We start from the raw sequence: 19,479 nt of genomic DNA, 5'->3' as shown, positions 1-19,479 counted from the left end.
AACTCAATTAGACCGGTTTAAGGTTCAAGGGTAAGCCTTATACCTTATACCTGTTACCCTAAAACCGCTTACGCTTGGGCCGTAGCGGCCACTTCGCGATCGGCGGCGATTAGGCGCTCGTAGGTAGCGCGCATCTTCAGACCCACCAGCACCTGGAACAGGCCACTGCCGTTGGTCGAACCGGGGTACTCGCGGTGCTTGAGCAGCAGCTCAGTCATCTCGCCGTAGTACTTGGTGGAGGTGTTGCTGAGGTGGCTCTCGATGTAGATTAGCTCTTCGAGGCGATCGAACTGGCCGTCTACCTCTAGCACCGACACCTCGTGCCCGTAGTAAGAATCGGGGCCGTAGTGCATGCGAATGCCGGGGTAGGAGCAGGTGAGCTTGCGCCCGCAGGGGATCCAGTCGATGGTAGAGCCTTCGTCGAAGAGGTAAACGGGGTCGAAGCCTTCGATGCCTTCCCGCTGCATGAGGCGTACCCGCAGCACTTTCTTCTCTTCATCGTTGGGGATGAGCTGGGTGGGCAGAATCTGAATCACCACATCGGCATACTGCTTTTGAATGTCGATGTAGGCTTCAAAGTCGGGGCGACGAGCGTTGATAGAAGCCAGCACGTCTTCGTAGGTGTGACCACGCTCGGCCATGTCGCGCTGAATCTTCCAAGCGATTTTGACTTCGTCGCTGATGTCGAGGTAAACGCTGAAGTCGATCAGGTCGCGCACACGCTCGTCGTAGAGGGGGTGCAGACCTTCAATGACGATGATACGGTTGGGGTCAACCCGCTCGGGGGGATCGAGCTCACCGGTTTCGTGGTTGTAGATCGGCTTGTCAATGCTCTTGCCTTCTTTCAGGGCTTTGATCTGTTCGTACATCAGATCAAAGTTGTTGGCTTTAGGATCGAGGGCGGTCACCCCGGCTTCTTTGCGCTGCTTGCGATCGAGGCTGTGGTAGTCATCCAGGCAGATGACAGTCATGAGTTCAGCGCCAAACAGATCGCTCAAGCGCCGCAGAAAGGTCGATTTGCCGCATCCAGAGTCACCGGCGACACCAATTAGAACTACCTTACCTGGCTTGCTGATCATAAGTTCCCCCTAAAACAACCATATATATAGAACCCAGCGCTGCAGCGCAGCAGAAGAAAGCCATTCCTAGACGTGAATCTGGTTTAGCCGTTGCCCAACATCCCAAAACCAATCGGCCCAGGGAGTGAATGCCTTGCGAACGTCGCGCCAGTGAAGCCGAGGTCTTCTGAATAGAGGGAGTACGAAATTTTCCCTAGCATTCAGACCACCACCGCTTGCCTGGCTGAGAATAAGCTACAGCCCAAGCGCTGACTCTTTCTATACTCCTCTGAAGCGGCTAAACCGCCCTAGGCACAAGACCATTCTGGAGGATAAGTATTTCTACCGCAATTAGTCTCATCCTATCAGAAGCCAGTATCCTTCACAACAGTTTTCGGTGGTGGGCGGATAGGCGACGGCCCAAGTTTTTTTTGCCGAGCGGAGATTTTTAGATTAACTTAACGCTCGCTGCTGCAAAGAACACAATCTTTCTATCAGGATATGACTAGAGTGCAACCATTACTGGGGCAAAAACTGAGCGTGGGGATTAGTTGCAGTGCGCTCTATCTCCTAGTTCACGGCATTACACCGTCTTACAGTGATACCCTAAGCTAAAAGCATGTCTAGTGCTGCCGCCTTTAGATTGGTCCTAGGGCTATCTGAATAGGTTCATTAGAGCATGCGCGACGGGTCATGACGGTGTGCCTCCGTCGCACTTAGTTGGGTCTAGAGAGTCACTGAAATTTAGATATGTACAATCCAAGTGTGAGCGGCGGCAACGCCAGTACTGAGGCCGGAAGCCGCTTGTTTCTATATGAGGTGCAGGGTCTGCGCCAGAGCGCAGAGAACGATCAGATGGCTAACCCCATTCGCAAGAGTGGCAGCGTCTTCATTACGGTGCCCTACACCCGTATGAATCAGGAGATGCAGCGGATCACCCGCATGGGCGGCAAGATTGTGAGCATTCGCCCCATTGAAGAGGTGGGAACTGCTAGCAATGCTGTGCCTACGCCGATCACTGCGCCTGTGGTTGCGTCCGCCGAAGCTGTTGCCCCAGCTGAGACCGCGCCCACCCAAACCAACCATAAGTCCATGACTCAAGCCGAGCCCAAGGCCGCTGCTGCCAGCGTGCCTGTTAACCTCTACAAGCCCAACAGCCCCTACGTCGGCAAGGTGTTGTCGAATGAGCCCCTGGTTCGAGAAGGCGGGACGGGTATTGTGCAACACATTACCTTCGATCTGTCTGAGGGCAACCTGCACTACGTGGAAGGCCAGAGTATTGGCATCATTCCCGATGGCACCGACGACAAGGGCAAGCCCCACAAGCTACGCCTGTACTCCATTGCCTCGACCCGCCACGGCGACAACATGGATGACAAAACCGTGTCGCTCTGCGTGCGCCAGCTAGAGTACAAGCACCCCGAGAGTGGTGAGACCGTCTATGGCACCTGCTCGACGTTTCTGTGTGGCATCGAGCCTGGGGCCGGCGTGAAAATCACCGGGCCGGTGGGCAAGGAAATGCTGTTGCCTGACGACCCTGAGGCCACCATCATCATGCTGGCGACGGGGACGGGAATCGCCCCCTTCCGTGCCTATCTGTGGCGCATGTTTAAGGAAGCCGAGCGCAAGAAGAACCCCGACTATCAGTTCAAGGGCCTAGCCTGGCTGATCTTTGGGGTGGCCTATACTGGCAACGTCCTCTACAAAGAGGAGCTGGAGCAGATGCAGGAGCAGTATCCTGACAACTTGAAGCTCACCTACGCCATCAGCCGCGAGCAGCAAAATGCTGAGGGCGGTCGCATGTACATTCAGCACCGAGTGGGTGAGCACGCTGCCGAGCTGTGGGAGCTGATGCAAAAGCCCAATACCCACACCTACATGTGCGGTTTGAAGGGCATGGAAGACGGCATTGACTCAGCAATGGCGGCGGAAGCTAGTAAGCACAACGTTGACTGGGTTGAGTTCCGCAAGCAGATGAAGAAAGAGCACCGCTGGCACGTTGAGACCTACTAAGGTTTTTGGTCTCCGTCAATAGTGGATGAGGGCGATCGCTGGTTCGCCCTTTCAAAAAAAGGAAGGGCTAAACCCTTCCTTTTTTTGTGGCCGTTGGCATCGGCGCCCAGGGGGGACAACAATCCCTTTACAATTGGGCTAGCAATCGCAGTTAAGGAAGTCAGACCATTGGTGATGCGTGTCGGTTTGCTGGGGTTGGGAACGGTGGGGTCGGGGACGGCTAAAATTTTGCTGGATCCGGCCCATCGTCATCCTCTTGTAGGGCAGATAGAGCTGGCCCGCGTGGGGGTGCGCAGTTTGGATAAGCCCCGGTCGGTGGCGATTGAGGGCGATCGCCTCACCACTGATCTAGAGAGCATCGTGGCTGACCCCACTATCGATGTGGTGGTGGAGGTGATGGGGGGGCTGGAGCCGGCGCGATCGCTGATTCTCAAGGCCATTGCCCACGGTAAGCATGTGGTGACGGCCAACAAGGCGGTGATTGCCCGCTACGGTGACGAGATTTTTACCGCCGCTAATGAGGCGGGAATCTATGTGATGTTGGAGGCGGCGGTGGCGGGGGGCATTCCCGTCATCCAGCCGCTAAAGCAGGCACTGGGGGTCAACCGCATTCGCGCGGTGACGGGGATTATCAACGGCACCACCAACTACATTCTCACTCGCATGCAGCGGGAGGGGGGCGACTTTGAATCGATTTTGGCCGATGCTCAGCGCCTGGGCTACGCCGAGGCCGACCCTAGCGCCGATGTGGATGGGCTGGATGCCGCCGACAAGATTGCGATTCTGGCGTCGCTGGCCTTTGGGGGGCGCATTAAGCTGTCAGAGGTCTATAGCGAGGGCATTCGTCATGTGACCACCGCCGATATTGCCTATGCTGACCGGTTGGGGTTTGTGATCAAGCTGCTGGCGATCGCCCGCCGTGACGGGGAGTTTGATGAAACCTCAGATCAATCCCTGGATCAGCTCCAGTTGCGGGTACATCCTACTCTGGTGCCCGTGAGCCATCCCTTGGCGTCGGTGAACGATGTTTACAACGCCATTTTGATTGAGGGCGACCCGATTGGTCAGGTCATGTTTTTTGGGCCAGGGGCGGGGGAAGGACCGACGGCCAGTGCGGTGGTGTCTGACCTGCTGAACCTGGCGGCTAACCTGCGGGCGGGGACAACGCCTAAAGCCACTAACCCGCTGCTGGCCTGTAGTCATCAGCACTACTGCAAGGTTAGCCCCATGGCCGACATTGTCAGTCGTTTTTATGTGCGGCTGCTGGCGGAGGATGAGCCGGGGGTGATTGGCAAATTGGGGCTGTGTTTTGGCCGTCACCAGGTGAGTCTGGAGTCGATTGTGCAGATTGGTCAGCATGAGACGCGGGCAGAGATCGTGATCGTTAGCCATGAGGTGACGGAGTCGAATTTCCAAACTGCGTTGGATGAGCTGCGGGAGTATAGGGAGATTCACAGTGTGGCTAGTGTGCTGCGGGTGTTGTAGGGTGCATTCACGGCCTTCCCCAGCCCGACTTTGATCTGAGATCTGATGGGCCGCAATGCACCGCTTAGGGTACCGGATATGTTGCTTAGGCTTGGCGGCGCACAACTGGGGACAAAGCCAGATCTACTGCTGGGGCCATTTCGCTGGCCCCAGACCCCCAGCTTCGCGCGTCCGGCCTACGAGAAGGACGTCCGCCGTCCTTCACCTCACGGAAAAGATGGATCGATCATCGGTTTAAACGTCTATTTTGCCAATTGACTAGTTGGTGGCTCTGGTGAAGAGCATTGGATCGTAGGGTGGGCAATGCCCGCCGAATTTCTCTCTTTGTTCTTTGTTTTTCTGTTTTATGGCCAGTATCCAATCGGCACGGCATCCCATACAAAGGCTGTTGCGTTATGGGCAGAACTATCGGCCGCAGATTTGGGGTGCGATCGCCAACTCTGTTCTCAACACCATCTTCGACCTGGCCCCGCCCTACCTAATCGGTATCGCCATCGATGTGGTGACCAATAACGAAAGCTCGCTCATTGCCCGGGTGGGGATCACCAGTATTCCGGGGCAGCTAGGGGTGTTGTCGGCGCTGACGTTCTTGATCTGGACCCTGGAGTCGCTGAGTGAGTATATTTATGCGTGGCTGTGGCGCAACCTGGCCCAAAATTTGCAGCACGACCTGCGGATCGACACCTATAGCCATCTGCAAAGTCAGGATCTTAACTATTTTGAAGACCGCAGCACGGGCGGTTTGCTGTCGATTTTAAATGACGACATCAACCAGCTGGAGCGGTTTCTCAATACCGGGGCGCACAACCTGCTGCGTTTTTTTACCACAGTGCTGTGGGTAGGGGCGACGTTCTTAATTCTGGCACCGGGGGTGTCGTGGATGGCGATGCTGCCGATTCCCTTTGTGCTGTGGGGGTCGATCGCCTTTCAAAAGCGGCTGGCTCCCCGCTACGCCGAGGTGCGCGACAAGGCGGGGCTAATCAGCGGGCGGTTGGCCAACAACCTGTCGGGGATTGCCACGATTAAAAGCTTTACGGCGGAGGGGTATGAGCGCGATCGCGTCACCCTAGACAGCGATGCCTACCGCTACAGCAACCGCCGGGCGATCGCCCTCAGCGCCGCCTTTATTCCGCTGATTCGGATTTTCATTTTGGTAGGCTTTACCCTGATGCTGTTTTTGGGCGGTCTGGCGGTGGCCGACGGCACCCTATCGGCGGGCACCTACGGCTTTATGGTGTTCATCATTCAGCGGCTGCTGTGGCCCTTTACCCAGCTCAGCGAAATTATGGATGAGTACCAGCGGGCGATGGCTTCGGTGCGCCGGGTGCTGGGCTTGCTGGATGAACCGATTGAGCTAATCCCCGGCCGCAACCCGCTGCCGGTGGAGCAGGTGCGCGGCGAGGTGCGCTACGAGAATGTCAGCTTTGCCTACGCCAACCGCCAGCCGGTGCTCAAGAATCTTTCCCTTCATATCCCTGCCGGTCAGAGCATTGGGGTAGTAGGGGCCACTGGCTCAGGCAAGAGCACTTTGGTGAAGCTGCTGCTGCGCTTTTATCAGCCCCAGCAGGGCCGCATTTTGGTTGACGGGCAGGAGATTCAAGACCTGCTGCCCCAGGATCTGCGCCGCTGCATTGGCTTGGTCAGCCAGGACGTGTTTTTGTTCTCGGGTACCGTGGCAGAGAACATCGCCTACGGCACCTTCGATGCCACCCTAGAGCAAATTCTCCACGCCGCCAAGCTGGCAGAGGCCCACGAGTTTATTGTGCAGATGCCCCAGGGCTATGACACCATCGTGGGCGAGCGAGGGCAGAAGTTATCGGGGGGTCAGCGGCAGCGGCTGGCGATCGCCCGCGCCATTCTCAAAGACCCGCCGATTTTGGTGCTCGATGAGGCGACTTCGGCGGTAGATAACGAGACCGAGGCGGCAATCCAGCGATCGCTGGCGATGATTACTCAAGGGCGCACGACTCTGGCGATCGCTCACCGGCTCTCCACCATTCGCCACTGCCACTGCATCTACGTCATGGCCCACGGCGAAATCGTCGAACGGGGCCGCCACGAAGAACTGCTAGAAATGAACGGCATCTACGCCAGCCTGTGGCGGGTTCAGTCTGGCCTGCGCTAGCCTGGGCGGGAGACTTAAGTTAAGGGGATTGACTCAATCAATCCCATGCTCCTCACCGCCCCATCGCCTCCTCTTCCCGCCTATGCCCACTCCACTGATCGAGTTTCGCCAGCTGCAAAAGGTTTATGGCTCGGGCAATACCGAGGTGCGGGCGCTGTGGAACGTAGATTTATCGATTTACCCCGGTGAGTACTGCGCCATTATGGGGCCGTCTGGCTCCGGCAAATCTACCGCCATGAATATGGTCGGCTGCCTCGATCGCCCTACCGCCGGAGAATATTTCTTCGACAGCCAGAACGTGGCCACTTTAGAAGACGACGCCCTGGCCCTCATTCGCAATCAAAAAATCGGCTTTGTCTTCCAGCAGTTTCACCTGCTGCCCCAGCTCACCGCGCGGGAGAATGTGGAGCTGCCGATGATCTACGCCGGGGTGCGCAGCGAGGTCCGCCGCCAGCGGGCAACAGAAGCATTGGTGCGGGTGGGGCTGGGCGATCGCATCAACAACAAGCCCACTCAGCTGTCGGGGGGGCAGCAGCAACGGGTGGCAATCGCGCGGGCGATCGTCAACGACCCGCTACTCTTACTGGCCGACGAACCTACAGGCGCATTGGATACTCACACCACTGATGACGTGCTGGGCCTTTTTGCCGACCTCCACGCCGCAGGCATTACCGTTGTCATGGTTACCCACGAACCCGATGTGGCCCGGGCTAGCCAGCGGATCGTCTGGTTCAAAGACGGCAAGATTCTCAACGACCACCTCAGCCCCGAGGATCTGGCTCAGTCGCTCGCGGTGCGATGAGTATCGAAGCTTAGATAACGTTATCTACTTGCTGAAATACTTACTGTGGAGTGACTACGGGGTGATAGGAACTCTGTCATCAAATAGATTTGGTGGCGTGAATCATGCCATGTAGCAAAGCTTACGCTCTTGCGATTACTCTTTAAAGTACTGTGCCTTACGTTAAAGTAAGGTAAAAAGCACAAACCCCTGGGTACCTATAACGTGCTGACTAAACTTACCGATCAGAATAAAATTACCCTGCCGCCGAGCGTAACTGAGGCACTTGGCCCAGTTGAGTACTTTGAAATAACCCTCGAAAATGGGCAGATCATTCTTACTCCCGTCAAAGTTCAACGGTCTGATGCTGTTAGAGAAAAGCTAGCTGAACTGAACATTACAGAGCAGGATATTGCTGATGCTATAGCTTGGTCTCGCGGCAGTTCTACGCCTCAGTGATGACTCTCGAACTCAGGGTCGTACTGGATACAAATGTGCTAATTTCAGCCCTAGTATTTAAGCAAGGGATCTTAGCTACCCTGCGCCAGACTTGGCAGGGCAAAGACTTTACGCCGCTAGTTTCTCGGGCCACAGTTACAGAGTTGATCCGAGTGCTAGCCTATCCAAAATTTAGGCTCACCAAGGCGGAGCAGGAAGAACTACTGGCGGACTACCTGCCCTATTGCAGCGTCATATCAATGCCACCGGAACCACCAGCAGTTCCAGACTGTCGAGATCCGTTTGATATGCCGTTTTTGCAGTTGGCATTAGTAGGTCAGGCAGATTATTTGGTTACGGGCGATCGCGATCTGCTCAACCTAGCCTCCCCGTTTGAAATACCCATCGTCAATGCTGAGCAGTTCTTGGCGATCCTCTCTCCGTAACATTTACCAAGCCTTCCCTTAGCCTCAACATGGGCCGAAACACAACACCATCTTCGAGCCTTGCTGGCGCGGCCAACTCCTCAGCCTTTCTGCCCAGCTTTCTGAAGCTGGCAGCAGCTAACATCATCTCGAACCTGATGGTGCCCCTAGCAGGCCTGGTGGATACGGCCTTTCTTGGCCATTTAGACGATATTAGTCACTTGGGTGGGGTGGCCCTGGCCACGGTAATTTTCAACGTGGTGTACTGGAGTTTCGGCTTTTTGCGCATGGGCACCACAGGCACCACGGCCCAGGCCCGAGGTCGGGACGACAGAGACGAACTGTGGCTGATTCTGCTGCGCAATGGGCTGATTGCCTTGAGTTTTGGGGTGGCAATTTTGCTGCTTCAGGTGCCGATTCGCGACCTTGGCTTTGCTCTGCTCAGCGCTGAACCCGATGTCAGAGCAGCGGGCATGGCTTTCTACAACGCCCGCATTTGGGATGCCCCAGCAGTGCTGATGAATCTGGTGCTAATGGGCTGGTTTTTGGGCCGTGAAAAAAGCCGCCGGGTGATTGCGCTATCGCTGGTGGGCAACGGCAGCAACGTGGTATTCAACACTATTTTTATCAATGGGCTGGGCTGGGCGAGCACCGGGGCGGGGTTGGGCACCGCCCTCAGCCAATACGTGACCTTGGCAGTAGGGCTGAGCCTGCTGGCTAGAGAAGGCGGCTTCCAAAAGCTCTGGGCAGTAGTGCCCCAGGGGTGGAATCTGCAGGCAATTAAAGGGCTGTTTCTGCTGAACCGCGACATTTTGGTGCGCACCTTTGCTCTGGTGCTGAGCTTTGCGCTGTTTACTAATTTCAGCTCAGCCCTGGGAAGAGAAACCCTGGCGGCGAATACGCTGCTGCTGCAAGTGGTGACGCTCTCGGCCTACTTTATCGACGGCATCGCCTTTGCTACGGAAAGCTTTGCGGGACGATATTACGGCAGCGGCGATCGCACCCACCTGCGCCGTCTGTTAACCCTGGGAGGGCTCACCAGCATCGCGTTAGGGTTATCCTTCGCGTTGTCTTTTGTGCTGTTTCCAGCGCCGCTGTTTGGTCTGCTGACGGGCCACCAATCGGTGATTGCGATCGTAGAAACCTACGTGGGATGGTTAATTCCTATTTTGGGATTGGGCGCGATCGCCTACATGCTTGACGGCTACTTTCTCGGTCTTACCGCTGGCCCAGTGCTGCGCAACGCTACAGTGCTAGCTGCCGGGGTTGGCTTTTTACCCCTAGCCCTGCTGGCCCAATCTTTGGGTAGTGCTCATCTGCTGTGGCTGGCCCTGGTAGGGTTGATGGCCGCCCGCGCCCTCACCCTACTCTGGGCTGTACCAAAGTCGTTGGCCTGACCGCCGTCTGCATCCCTACTGCTTTCTTAACAACGTTTAGCTATAACAGAAACCCTTTTACGCTTTACAGATTTATCCCCGATTCGCCACCGAGCTGCGCTGGCTAAGAATCGCCTGGTGGGCCTGCTCCCAGTGGTGGGCCGCAATGCGAATTTGGCTGGGGTCAGCCATGCCCTGGGCGCGGTATTCACGCACGGCTTCGAGGGCCGCTTGGTTGCTGAGTAGGGCCAGGTCGGCACCGTTCCAGCCGTCGGTGCGGGTAGACCAGTCGTTAAGATCGACGGCGTCGAGAGGGCGATCGCTGTTGTGCACCTGCAAAATCGCCAGCCGGCCCGCCGCATCGGGCAGGCTGATCTCGAGCTGGAGATCGATGCGGCCAGCGCGCAGAATCGCGGGGTCGAGGGCACTGGGGCGGTTAGTCGCCCCAATTAGCAGCACATTGGTGCAGCCCTGGAGACCATCTAACTCAGTCAGCAGTTGACCGACGACGCGATCGCTCACGCCCGAGTCGCCTTGGTACTGGCCCCGAGCGGGCACCAGGGTGTCGATCTCATCAATGAATACGACACAGGGCGCGGCCTGACGGGCCTTGGCAAACAGCTCTCGCACCGCTTGTTCAGCCGCACCGACCCAGCGGCTCAGCAGCTCGGGACCGTTGACAGCGATAAAGTTGGCCCGAGCCTGGGCAGCCACAGCTTTGGCCAGCAGGGTTTTGCCCGTGCCGGGAGGCCCCCACAGCAGCAGTCCTCGGGGCGCTTTGGCCCCCGTTTGGGCGTAGAGTTCGGGGTAGAGCAAAGCCCCTTCCACCGATTCTTGCAGGGTTTGTTTAATAGACTCTAAGCCGCCGATGTCTTCCCAGGCGATCGCAGGCGACTCCACCTCCACCGATCGCAGCACCGAGGGCTTGATTTCTTTAATTGCCTGAAGAAAGTCGGCGTGCACCAGGGTCATGGTGTCGGGTACAGGGCCAGCCAGATCAGGCACCTGACGACGCAGGGCAAAGTAGGCGGCTTTTTGGCAGAGGGCCTTGAGGTCGGCCCCCACCATGCCGACCGCCAGATCGGCGATCGCATCCAAATCCACGCCCTGTAGCGGCATGTCGCGGGTTTGAATCTGAAGGATTTCGAGGCGACCCGCGCGATCGGGCACGCGAAACTGCACCTCGCGATCGAAGCGACCGGGGCGGCGCAGGGCAGGGTCAATGTGATCGGGTCGGTTGGTGGCGGCCAGCACGATCACGCCCTTGGTTTGGGCAAAGCCATCCATCAGACCCAGCAGGGTGGCGACCAAGCGCTTTTCGACCTCGCCTTCGACCTTGCTGCGATCGGGGGCCAAGCTGTCGATTTCGTCGATAAACACCAGGCAGGGGGCAGCTTTCTTGGCCTTCTCAAAAATGGTCCGCAGGCGCTGCTCGGCCTCGCCGTAGTATTTGCCCATCACCTCGGGGCCGACGATCGCAATGTAGTTGACGCCCAGGTCTTCGGCTAGGGAGCGGGCGGTGAGGGTTTTGCCCGTGCCGGGAGGGCCAACCAACAGCACACCACGCGTGGGCTCTAGACCCAGCTTGGCCAGCACGTCGGGGCGCTTGAGGGGAATTTCCACCAGTTCGCGCAGCTCTTGCAGGGTGGCAGAGAGGCCACCGACATCGCCCATGGTGGGGTGATGGGGAGATGAGGGGGGTGGGGAGGATGGGGAAGGTGAGGAGGATGGGGAGTTGTCGCCAGCGGGGGGTGGGGTGATGATGACTTCTTCGACGGCGGGATCGGGGATAGGGGCGCTATCTCCAGGGGTGCGGTTCATGCGGCTGACGCCGATGTTAGGGATGTTGCCCTGGCGGGGAATGCTGCCCATGCCCCGAGCGTTGATCTGCACGTTGGTTTTAAGCTCGCCGCTTTCGGCTTTTTCTTCTAGAGTTTTAGCCAGTTCGAGCAGTTGTTCAAAGCCTTTGAAGAAGTCATTCATGGGCATTACTCATCACGGTTTGGGGCTGACAGCGAGGGAATGGGCACCACTTAGCGTTCCCCAGGCCTAGGGTTCACTCCCGGTCGGCCAAACCCCTTTGCCCTGCCCCAGTCGTTATAAAAATTGAGAAACAACGCCGCTCTAGAGGCTCAAGGCGCTGTAACCGCCCAAAAACACCAGCCACACCATCACCACCAGCCAGTGCATGGCCGCCACCACCCACCAGGAACCCGACTTCCAGTAAACAATGGTGCAGATCAAGCCCAGCAGAGCGGCCGACAACAAAAACACTGGGTTGCTAAAGGTGGTAAAAGCCACGGGGTAGAGCGCCATAGCATTGAGGGGATGCATGACGACAAACAGACCCAGCATGGGCAGACCCAGCCGCCAGCGCCGGCGATCGCTCATGATCTCCGTCGGGTGGGGCAGCAGCAGCACCCGCCAAAACCCCTCTTCGAGCAGGGCAGGCACCAGCAGCACGCGCGCCGCTAGCCGCAGTCCGTCGCCCCAGGTAATGTCGGCCAGGGTGGGGGCCAAAAAATGGCTGTGCAACCCTAAGGGAATAGTTACTAGCCCCAGCGCCACAGTTAGCCCAGCCGCTAGCACCCAGTCCTGGGCCGGGGGCCAGGTAGTCGCGGCCTGCCGCAACCGGTGCAGGGTGAGTCGGAGGGCAATATAAGCGCTAAGGCGAAGGTGTTGCAACGTACCAATGCAGTAGTGGCAGCAAACAATTGCAGGCCCCCGGGCCAGTCAGCGGCCTGAACAGGGAAAAGGCCTTGGCGCTCTACGGTAACGGTCCCCTAAAGCACCTGTTTCCATAGTAAACAGATTGATTGAGGGGTGGTGTGATGGCGGCTGCCATCTGCTGCTATCCCTCAATCAGCAGCACCCGGTTTAGACTGCGTGGAGAAAAGTTAGGAAAACTAGCTACTTAATCAGAGATTTGAGCGTAACAAGATTCAAGCATCTTCGAAGATTGGGGCATGCTAACAAAGACGCTCCTTTAATTTGACGCTGGTTCGACGGGTGTTGCCGGCTCACTCTGGCAAGGTCAGAAATTCTTAAGATGAAGTTACTAGCCACGTCATGCCTTTGCCTGCAGAGTCCGAGCCCCCCGCTGAGTTGGAAGCATCCCCGTCAGATCTTGGCGGGGATATTGCTAGCGCGAACGGAGCCGGGGCTAATCTGCCGTTAGATGCAGCCCTGCCCTGGAGCATCTTTGAGGCCGCCCTTGATGCCATGCTCATTGTCAATGACGCCGGGTATTATGTGGCGGCTAACCCAGCGGCCTGCGCACTGCTAGAGCTGCCCCAGGCAGACTTAATCGGGCGACGAGTGGCCGATTTTTTGTCCTTGGATACGGATTTTGAGACGGTCTGGCAGGATTTTTTGGCGGCGGGGCAGATGCGGGGGGAACAGCAGCTGCAGCTCGACAACGGCACTGTCAAAACGGTGGAGTTTGCAGCGACGGCTCACGTTCAGCCCAATCGTCATCTGTCGATTTTGCGGAATATTAGCGATCGCAAGCGGTTTGAAGCCGAGCGCGATGCCCTGTCTCGGCAGCTAGAGCAGTGGGTAATTAGCAGCTCTGAAAAAATAGAGATTACCCAGGCCGAGCTGCGATCGCAGCAGCAGCGCATCGATAGCATTCTCAACTCGCTAGAGTGCGTGGTGTGGTCAGTTGACCCTTTAACGCTGGAGACCATCTACGTCAATGCTGCCGCTACTGCCCTTTACGGCCACCCCCCAGAGGCTTTTTTAGCGGATGCCGACCTCTGGTTTAACTGCATTCACCCCGACGATTACCCGCTGCTTTTGGCCGACATTGAGGCCTTGGGCTACCAAGGCAAAATCGACCGGGAGTATCGGATCTTTCGCGCCGATGGCACCCTGTGTTGGGTGCGTGGGCAGGCCCGCCTAGTGCGCGATGATGTGGGCAACCCCCTCCGCATTGACGGCACTACGCTAGATATCAGCGATCGCAAACGGGCAGAATTTGCGCTCAAAGACCACCAGGCCACTCAGCAGGCCCTTCTCGAAGCCATCCCCGACCTGATGATGCGCATCGACGAAAACGGCAATATTCTCGACCTGATTTCGGGCGGCGAGATTATCCTCTACGGCCCCATTGTCCCCGAGCGCGGACAGTCGCTTTACGTCAGCTTTCCTAAGGAGCTGGCCGACCAGCGCATGCACTACATACGGATTGCCCTATCTACGGGCACCCGGCAGCGCTACGAACACACTATTGAGATCAACGGCGAACTGCGCCACGAAGAGTCGCGGGTGGTGCCCATTAGCCAAAACGAGGTGCTGGTGATTGTGCGCGATATTACCGAGCGCAAGCGAGCCGAAGTCACCCAGGCTGACCTTAATCAAAAACTCAAGCTGGTCAATGCCGAGCTCAACCGACTGGCTACCGTCGATGGTCTCACCGAAATTGCCAACCGCCGCAGTTTTGACCAGGCCCTCGATCTAGAGTGGCAGCGGGCCCGCCGCCAGCAAAAACATTTGTCGCTAATTCTCTGCGACATTGACTACTTCAAGCCCTACAACGACAACTATGGTCACCTGGCAGGCGACGACTGCCTGCGCCGGGTGGCCCAGATGCTGAGCAACGTGGTCAAGCGGCCGGGGGATCTGGTCGCCCGCTACGGCGGCGAAGAATTTGTGCTGCTGCTGCCCGATACCACCCTCGATGGCAGCATTGAGATCGTTGAAAAAGTTCAGGCGGCGATCGCCCAGTGCCCGCTGCCCCATGATTATTCAGAGGTGAGCTCAAACTTAACCCTGAGCTTTGGCCTCGTGTGCCACTGCCCTGCCGTCAAAGAGCACTCTCCCAGGGAGCTAATCCATCGCGCCGACCTGGCCCTCTACGAGGCCAAAGCCCAGGGCCGCAACCGGTATGTGGTCGGCGACAGCTTTACCTAGTGATCCGTCAAGCTAGCGGTAACGGGTAAGTGGGGAGTCGGGGTATAGGGTCTAGGGTTTAAGTCCGGTCGTGAACCCTAGACCCTAGGTACTCGAGCTTGTCACAATTGGCTTATTTAAGTACTAGCCGCCAACACCAGCGCACCTAGCCGGTTGATGTTCACAACCATCTGGCCCACACTGGAGTTTGGCTGAAAACGAGACTTCATGACTAACCCTGAGTTTAATCTGGCTACGGCCCCAGCAGCCTTGAGCGTCGGCGGTTTGGTCGACTACATTAAGGCCGTTTTAGAAGACGACCCCACCCTGCGCCAGGTCTGGGTCGTGGGGGAAGTGTCGAGCGCTAATAACCACGCCAAGGGGCTGTTTTTTACCCTCACTGACCCCGACACTGGAGCTGCCATCAATGCTGTAGCCTGGCGCAGCCAGCAGGCGCGGCTCACGACCTTACCTGCCGTCGGTGAACAAGTGATCGCCCTAGGCACGGTAAAGGTCTACCCCCAGCGCAGCAGCTATCAGCTAACGGTGTGGCAGGTGCTGCCCAGCGGCGACGGCCTCAAGGCTCTGCGCTACCGCCAGCTGCGCCAGCGGCTCGCTGCTGAGGGTTTGTTTGACCCCGAGTTTAAGCGCCCACTGCCTGCCCTGCCCCAGACCATAGCCGTGGTGTCGTCTCCCCAAGCGGCGGCTTGGGGAGACATTCAGCGATCGCTGCGCCACCACCACCCCGGCCTACACATTCTCTTTTCGCCCGCCACGGTGCAGGGTGACACCGCCCCTGCCTCTATCGTTGCCGCCATGGAGCGAGTCGCCGCCGATGGTCGCGCCGAGGTGCTGATTTTGGCTCGCGGCGGCGGGGCCAGCGAAGATCTGGAGTGTTTCGACGACGAGCGGGTGGTGCGGGCGATCGCCAACTGCCCGATCCCGGTCGTGACAGGCATCGGCCATCAGCGCGACGAATCGCTGGCGGATCTGGCGGCGGATCTGTGTGCCCATACGCCGACTGCTGCTGCGATCGCCGCCGTCCCAGCCCTAGCCGATCTGATCGACGCTCACCGCCAGCGCGTAGCCCTGCTCAAAACCCTGACTACTGAGCATTTGCTCGATGCCCAAACCGATGTGCACCGCCTGGGCAAGCGATTACTGCACACCCGCCTCGACCAACGGGTGCAGCAGCAGATCGTTCACCTCAAGCAGCTCAAGCGCCGCCTAGTGCAGGGAGTACAGGTGGAAATGCGGCAGGCGAGCGATCGCACCGCCGCCCTGCGGAGCCACCTCATGACCCTTGACCCCGACACCGTCGTTAGGCGAGGCTATGCCCTAGTGCGCGACGAAGCTAACCAGCTCGTCACCCAGGCCCAATCCACCATCCCCGGCCAAACCCTCCAAATCCAGCTCGCCCAGGGCCACCTCACCGTCCAAGTCACCCAAGTCCATCCCTCCAACCCCTAACATTCTATCTTCCTCATCTCCCTCGCCCTCTAACCCACCCTTCACCCCTATGCCCAAGAAAGCCGCCGACGCCTGGAGCTACGAAACCACCGTCGCCAATGTAGAAGCAATCATCGCCGACCTCGAATCGGGCAGCCTGCCCTTAGCGGCGGTGCTGAGTCAGTTTGAGCAGGCCGTACAGGCCCTCCAGCAGTGCGAAACCTACCTGAACGAAAAACAGCAGCAGGTGGATCTGCTAATTGAGACCCTAGCCGACCACTGAACCCAACCCGACCTCTGGGCTCGGCCAGGCAAGCTTTAGACTCACTCCCTAGAAAATGACTAAGTTTCTAGGGCAGCCTCCGGTTATTTCTAAAATTAAGGCTCATCCTAGAGAAGACCAGACTCTCCTCTAGCCCCATGAACCCAGAGCACCAGCGCCTCAAAGCGACCCACACATCGCAAACGCCGTGGCAAAAATGGGGGCCATACCTGAGCGATCGCCAGTGGGGCACCGTGCGCGAAGACTACAGTGCTACGGGTGCAGCGTGGAATTATTTCTCTCACCAGCAGTCGCACTCGCGGGCCTACCGCTGGGGCGAGGACGGCTTGGGTGGCATTTGTGATGACCAGCAGCTGCTCTGCTTTGCTCTGGCCCTGTGGAATGGGAACGATCCTGTGCTCAAAGAGCGCTTGTTTGGATTGACTGGCGACCAGGGCAACCACGGCGAAGACGTGAAGGAATACTACTTTTACCTCGATAGCACTCCCACCCACAGCTATCTAAAGTTTCTCTACAAATATCCCCAGGCCGAGTACCCCTACGCTGACTTAGTAACCGAAAACCAGCGGCGCGGGTACGACCAGCCCGAGTACGAGCTGCTAGATACAGGTGTTTTCAACGAGAATCGCTATTTTGATGTATTCGTGGAATACGCCAAGGCCGACCCCGAAGACATTCTAATTGCCATTGAAATCGTCAATCGCGGTCCTGAGCCAGCTAAAATCCACCTGCTACCAACGCTGTGGTTTCGTAATACCTGGGCCTGGGGTGAAGACGTAAAGAAGCCCAAGTTCTGTAGGGGCAAACGGCCTGCCCCTACAGGGGATGTTGTGATTGAAGCATCCCACCCCACGTTGGGGAACTACTGGCTCCACTGCGAGGGGGAACCGACTAATGGTGGAAACCTACCCCTCTATTTCACCGAGAACGAGACTAATTATGCGGCAGTATTTGGGGGCGACAATGCCTCCCCCTACGTCAAAGACAGCATTCACAACACGGTAATTCACGGGCAAAAAGATGCGGTCAATTCCGCTCAGGTGGGCACCAAAGTCTCGCCCCACTATCGCCTTTCCCTGAATCCAGGGGAGCGGCGGACAGTTCGACTGCGGCTGACCCATCAGTCCACTGTGGAACATCCCTTCGGTACCGACTTTGAGACGATGCTCCAAACTCGGCGACAGGAGGCAGACGATTTCTACCGCGCCCTCACTCCCTTTGAGCTGAGCGACGAGCAGCGGCAGATTCAGCGGCAGGCGATCGCAGGCCTCCTCTGGAGCAAGCAGGTCTACCGCTACTCGGTGGAACAATGGCTTAAGGGCGACACCACCATGCCAGAGCCGCCGCAGGGCCGCAGCCGCAACCGCCAGTGGCAGCACATCGACACCGCCGAAATCATCTCCATGCCTGACAAGTGGGAGTACCCCTGGTTTGCCGCCTGGGATTTGGCCTTCCACTGCATTCCCCTAGCCATGGTTGACCCCGAGTTTGCCAAACAGCAGCTCGACCTGCTAACGCGGGAGTGGTATATGCACCCCAACGGCCAGCTGCCCGCTTACGAGTGGGCCTTTGGCGATGTCAACCCACCCGTCCACGCCTGGGCCACCTGGCGGGTCTACAAGATTGCCCAAAAAATGACTGGGCCAGGTGTTGACCATCGCCCCTTTCTAGAGCGCGTCTTTCAGAAATTGCTGCTCAACTTTACCTGGTGGGTCAACCGCAAAGACGCCGAGGGCAAAAACGTGTTTGAAGGCGGCTTTTTGGGCCTCGACAACATCGGCGTGTTTGACCGCAGCGCCCCGCTGCCCACGGGCGGCACCCTAGAGCAGTCGGACGGCACCAGCTGGATGGCGATGTACTGCCTCAATATGCTGGAGATGGCGCTAGAACTGGCTTTGGAGAACCCGGTCTACGAAGACATGGCCACCAAATTCTTCGAGCACTTTATCTACATCGCCGACGCCATGAACCACATCGGCGACGACCAAACCCGCCTGTGGAACGAGGAGGATGGTTTTTTCTACGACGTACTGCACCTGCCCGACGGCGATGGCCCCTCAGGGCCAGCTTGCGACCATCGCATTCAGATGAAAATTCGCTCGCTGGTCGGGCTAATTCCCCTCTGCGCAGTCATGACTCTGGAGCCCGAAACCTTGGAGAAACTGCCCGACTTCGCCGAAAGGCTGGAGTGGTTCATTCAAAATCGCCCCAACCTCAAGCGCAATGTCGCCTGTATGGAAACGAAGGGGCAGGAGGCGCGGCGCATGCTGGCTCTATGCTATGCCACCCTGGGCCAGGTCGAACCGCGCGATCGTCTCCGCCGCCTGCTCGAAAAACTGTTAGATGAGTCCGAATTCCTCAGCCCCTACGGCATTCGCGCCCTGTCGAAATACCACGCCGAGCACCCCTATCGGTTCCACGCCGACGGGCAAGAATATCGGGTGGATTACGAACCCGCCGAGTCGAGCAGCGGGCTATTTGGCGGCAACTCCAACTGGCGGGGACCGATCTGGTTTCCGGTCAACTATTTGCTCATTGAGTCGCTGCAAAAGTTTCACCACTACCTGGGCGACGACTACAAAGTTGAATGCCCCACCGGTTCTGGGCAGTGGATGAACCTATGGGAGGTCGCCAGTGAGCTATCCCAGCGGCTAATCGCCATTTTTGAGCCTAGGTCAGGAGGCGATCGCCCCGTCAACGGCAGTAGCAGCCCTTTTCAGCATGATCCTCACTGGCGCGACTACGTGCTGTTTTACGAATACTTCCACGGCGACAATGGGGTCGGGCTAGGGGCCAGCCACCAAACCGGCTGGACAGGGTTAGTCGCCAAACTAATTCAGCAGCAGGCCGAATATACCCGCGATTGCCAAAGGGATACCTGATTCGAATCGGTTCCCGTACTGGAATGCCGCAGGCTTGATGCGGCGTGAATTGCCCTGGCTCAGAAGCCGCAGTTTGTCTCAATTGCCAGCCATAGGCACGGGAGACGTAGGTTGAGTAAGACGGCCGGCAACCAAAATTAGGCAGGTTTTGTTGGGTGCTGCTAGCGTGTCCCTTAATCTCAAAACGACCAGTTTTCACTGTTTTTATCAGTCAGCGCACCAGAGCCACTGATCGAGATCACCAATTGCTGTCTGTAATTCTACGGAGCCT

Annotated in this window: 14 protein-coding genes; 11 read left to right on the top strand and 3 right to left on the bottom strand. The window is 57.7% G+C overall.

Translation table 11 applies throughout. The annotated features are described in order from the left end of the window. Nucleotides 1-68: 68 nt before the first annotated feature. Nucleotides 69-1,079 (bottom strand): phosphoribulokinase, encoded by a 1,011-nt coding sequence (locus NC979_RS08820; RefSeq protein WP_073608680.1) that lies wholly within the window; start codon nt 1,077-1,079, stop codon nt 69-71. Nucleotides 1,080-1,808: 729 nt separating this feature from the next. Between NC979_RS08820 and cpcD/petH the strand changes: the two genes are divergently transcribed. From cpcD/petH to NC979_RS08785, 7 genes are all read left to right on the top strand, one after another. Beyond that, nucleotides 1,809-3,071: a bifunctional rod-capping linker CpcD/ferredoxin--NADP reductase PetH gene (gene cpcD/petH, locus NC979_RS08815; RefSeq protein ID WP_190514758.1), complete on the top strand. Its 1,263-nt coding sequence runs from the start codon at nt 1,809-1,811 to the stop codon at nt 3,069-3,071. Between the two features lie 174 nt (nt 3,072-3,245). Next, nucleotides 3,246-4,556 (top strand): homoserine dehydrogenase, encoded by a 1,311-nt coding sequence (locus NC979_RS08810; RefSeq protein WP_278002548.1) that lies wholly within the window; start codon nt 3,246-3,248, stop codon nt 4,554-4,556. Between the two features lie 346 nt (nt 4,557-4,902). Further along, entirely contained in the window at nt 4,903-6,681 is a 1,779-nt protein-coding gene (locus NC979_RS08805) for an ABC transporter ATP-binding protein (protein ID WP_190514756.1), read from the top strand. A gap of 82 nt (nt 6,682-6,763) precedes the next feature. Beyond that, a complete protein-coding gene (locus NC979_RS08800) occupies nt 6,764-7,483 on the top strand; it encodes an ABC transporter ATP-binding protein (RefSeq protein ID WP_242021480.1) in 720 nt (239 codons plus the stop codon). A 204-nt stretch (nt 7,484-7,687) separates the two neighbouring features. After that, nucleotides 7,688-7,921 (top strand): AbrB/MazE/SpoVT family DNA-binding domain-containing protein, encoded by a 234-nt coding sequence (locus tag NC979_RS08795; RefSeq protein ID WP_190514755.1) that lies wholly within the window; start codon nt 7,688-7,690, stop codon nt 7,919-7,921. Further along, on the top strand, nt 7,921-8,346 hold the full coding sequence (locus NC979_RS08790; RefSeq protein ID WP_190514754.1) for a putative toxin-antitoxin system toxin component, PIN family: 426 nt from the start codon (nt 7,921-7,923) through the stop codon (nt 8,344-8,346). The genes NC979_RS08795 and NC979_RS08790 overlap by 1 nt, the downstream gene beginning before the upstream one ends. Nucleotides 8,347-8,375: 29 nt before the next feature. Continuing rightward, entirely contained in the window at nt 8,376-9,722 is a 1,347-nt protein-coding gene (locus tag NC979_RS08785; protein WP_190514753.1) for an MATE family efflux transporter, read from the top strand. A gap of 72 nt (nt 9,723-9,794) precedes the next feature. Here NC979_RS08785 and NC979_RS08780 read toward each other — a convergent pair whose 3' ends face one another. After that, a complete protein-coding gene (locus NC979_RS08780; RefSeq protein ID WP_190514752.1) occupies nt 9,795-11,684 on the bottom strand; it encodes an AAA family ATPase in 1,890 nt (629 codons plus the stop codon). Nucleotides 11,685-11,825: 141 nt separating this feature from the next. Then, nucleotides 11,826-12,386, bottom strand: coding sequence for a CPBP family glutamic-type intramembrane protease (locus NC979_RS08775; protein ID WP_190514751.1), 561 nt, complete (start codon nt 12,384-12,386; stop codon nt 11,826-11,828). Between the two features lie 390 nt (nt 12,387-12,776). Between NC979_RS08775 and NC979_RS08770 the strand changes: the two genes are divergently transcribed. The 4 genes from NC979_RS08770 to NC979_RS08755 all read left to right on the top strand — a co-directional run bounded on the left by NC979_RS08770 (nt 12,777) and on the right by NC979_RS08755 (nt 19,208). Further along, nucleotides 12,777-14,615, top strand: coding sequence for a GGDEF domain-containing protein (locus NC979_RS08770; protein ID WP_190514750.1), 1,839 nt, complete (start codon nt 12,777-12,779; stop codon nt 14,613-14,615). Nucleotides 14,616-14,822: 207 nt separating this feature from the next. After that, nucleotides 14,823-16,064, top strand: a complete 1,242-nt coding sequence (gene xseA / locus NC979_RS08765) for an exodeoxyribonuclease VII large subunit (RefSeq protein ID WP_190514749.1) — start codon at nt 14,823-14,825, stop codon at nt 16,062-16,064. A 49-nt stretch (nt 16,065-16,113) separates the two neighbouring features. Further along, entirely contained in the window at nt 16,114-16,326 is a 213-nt protein-coding gene (gene xseB, locus NC979_RS08760; protein ID WP_190514748.1) for an exodeoxyribonuclease VII small subunit, read from the top strand. 137 nt (nt 16,327-16,463) lie between these two features. Beyond that, complete coding sequence (locus tag NC979_RS08755; protein WP_190514747.1) at nt 16,464-19,208, top strand: MGH1-like glycoside hydrolase domain-containing protein; 2,745 nt, start codon at nt 16,464-16,466, stop codon at nt 19,206-19,208. Nucleotides 19,209-19,479 lie beyond the last annotated feature (271 nt).

This window comes from Leptolyngbya subtilissima AS-A7, assembly GCF_039962255.1.
Classification (GTDB): domain Bacteria; phylum Cyanobacteriota; class Cyanobacteriia; order Phormidesmidales; family Phormidesmidaceae; genus Nodosilinea.
This window is presented reverse-complemented; position numbering and strand designations above follow the sequence as displayed.

Bases quoted from the DNA above. Each gene is read 5' to 3' on its own strand.
- NC979_RS08800 (WP_242021480.1), top strand. From the start codon at position 6,764: ATGCCCACTCCACTGATCGAGTTTCGCCAGCTGCAAAAGGTTTATGGC.
- NC979_RS08810 (WP_278002548.1), top strand. From the start codon at position 3,246: ATGCGTGTCGGTTTGCTGGGGTTGGGAACGGTGGGGTCGGGGACGGCT.
- NC979_RS08755 (WP_190514747.1), top strand. From the start codon at position 16,464: ATGAACCCAGAGCACCAGCGCCTCAAAGCGACCCACACATCGCAAACG.
- NC979_RS08780 (WP_190514752.1), bottom strand. From the start codon at position 11,684: ATGAATGACTTCTTCAAAGGCTTTGAACAACTGCTCGAACTGGCTAAA.
- NC979_RS08805 (WP_190514756.1), top strand. From the start codon at position 4,903: ATGGCCAGTATCCAATCGGCACGGCATCCCATACAAAGGCTGTTGCGT.
- NC979_RS08785 (WP_190514753.1), top strand. From the start codon at position 8,376: ATGGGCCGAAACACAACACCATCTTCGAGCCTTGCTGGCGCGGCCAAC.
- NC979_RS08820 (WP_073608680.1), bottom strand. From the start codon at position 1,079: ATGATCAGCAAGCCAGGTAAGGTAGTTCTAATTGGTGTCGCCGGTGAC.
- xseA (WP_190514749.1), top strand. From the start codon at position 14,823: ATGACTAACCCTGAGTTTAATCTGGCTACGGCCCCAGCAGCCTTGAGC.
- NC979_RS08790 (WP_190514754.1), top strand. From the start codon at position 7,921: ATGACTCTCGAACTCAGGGTCGTACTGGATACAAATGTGCTAATTTCA.
- xseB (WP_190514748.1), top strand. From the start codon at position 16,114: ATGCCCAAGAAAGCCGCCGACGCCTGGAGCTACGAAACCACCGTCGCC.
- cpcD/petH (WP_190514758.1), top strand. From the start codon at position 1,809: ATGTACAATCCAAGTGTGAGCGGCGGCAACGCCAGTACTGAGGCCGGA.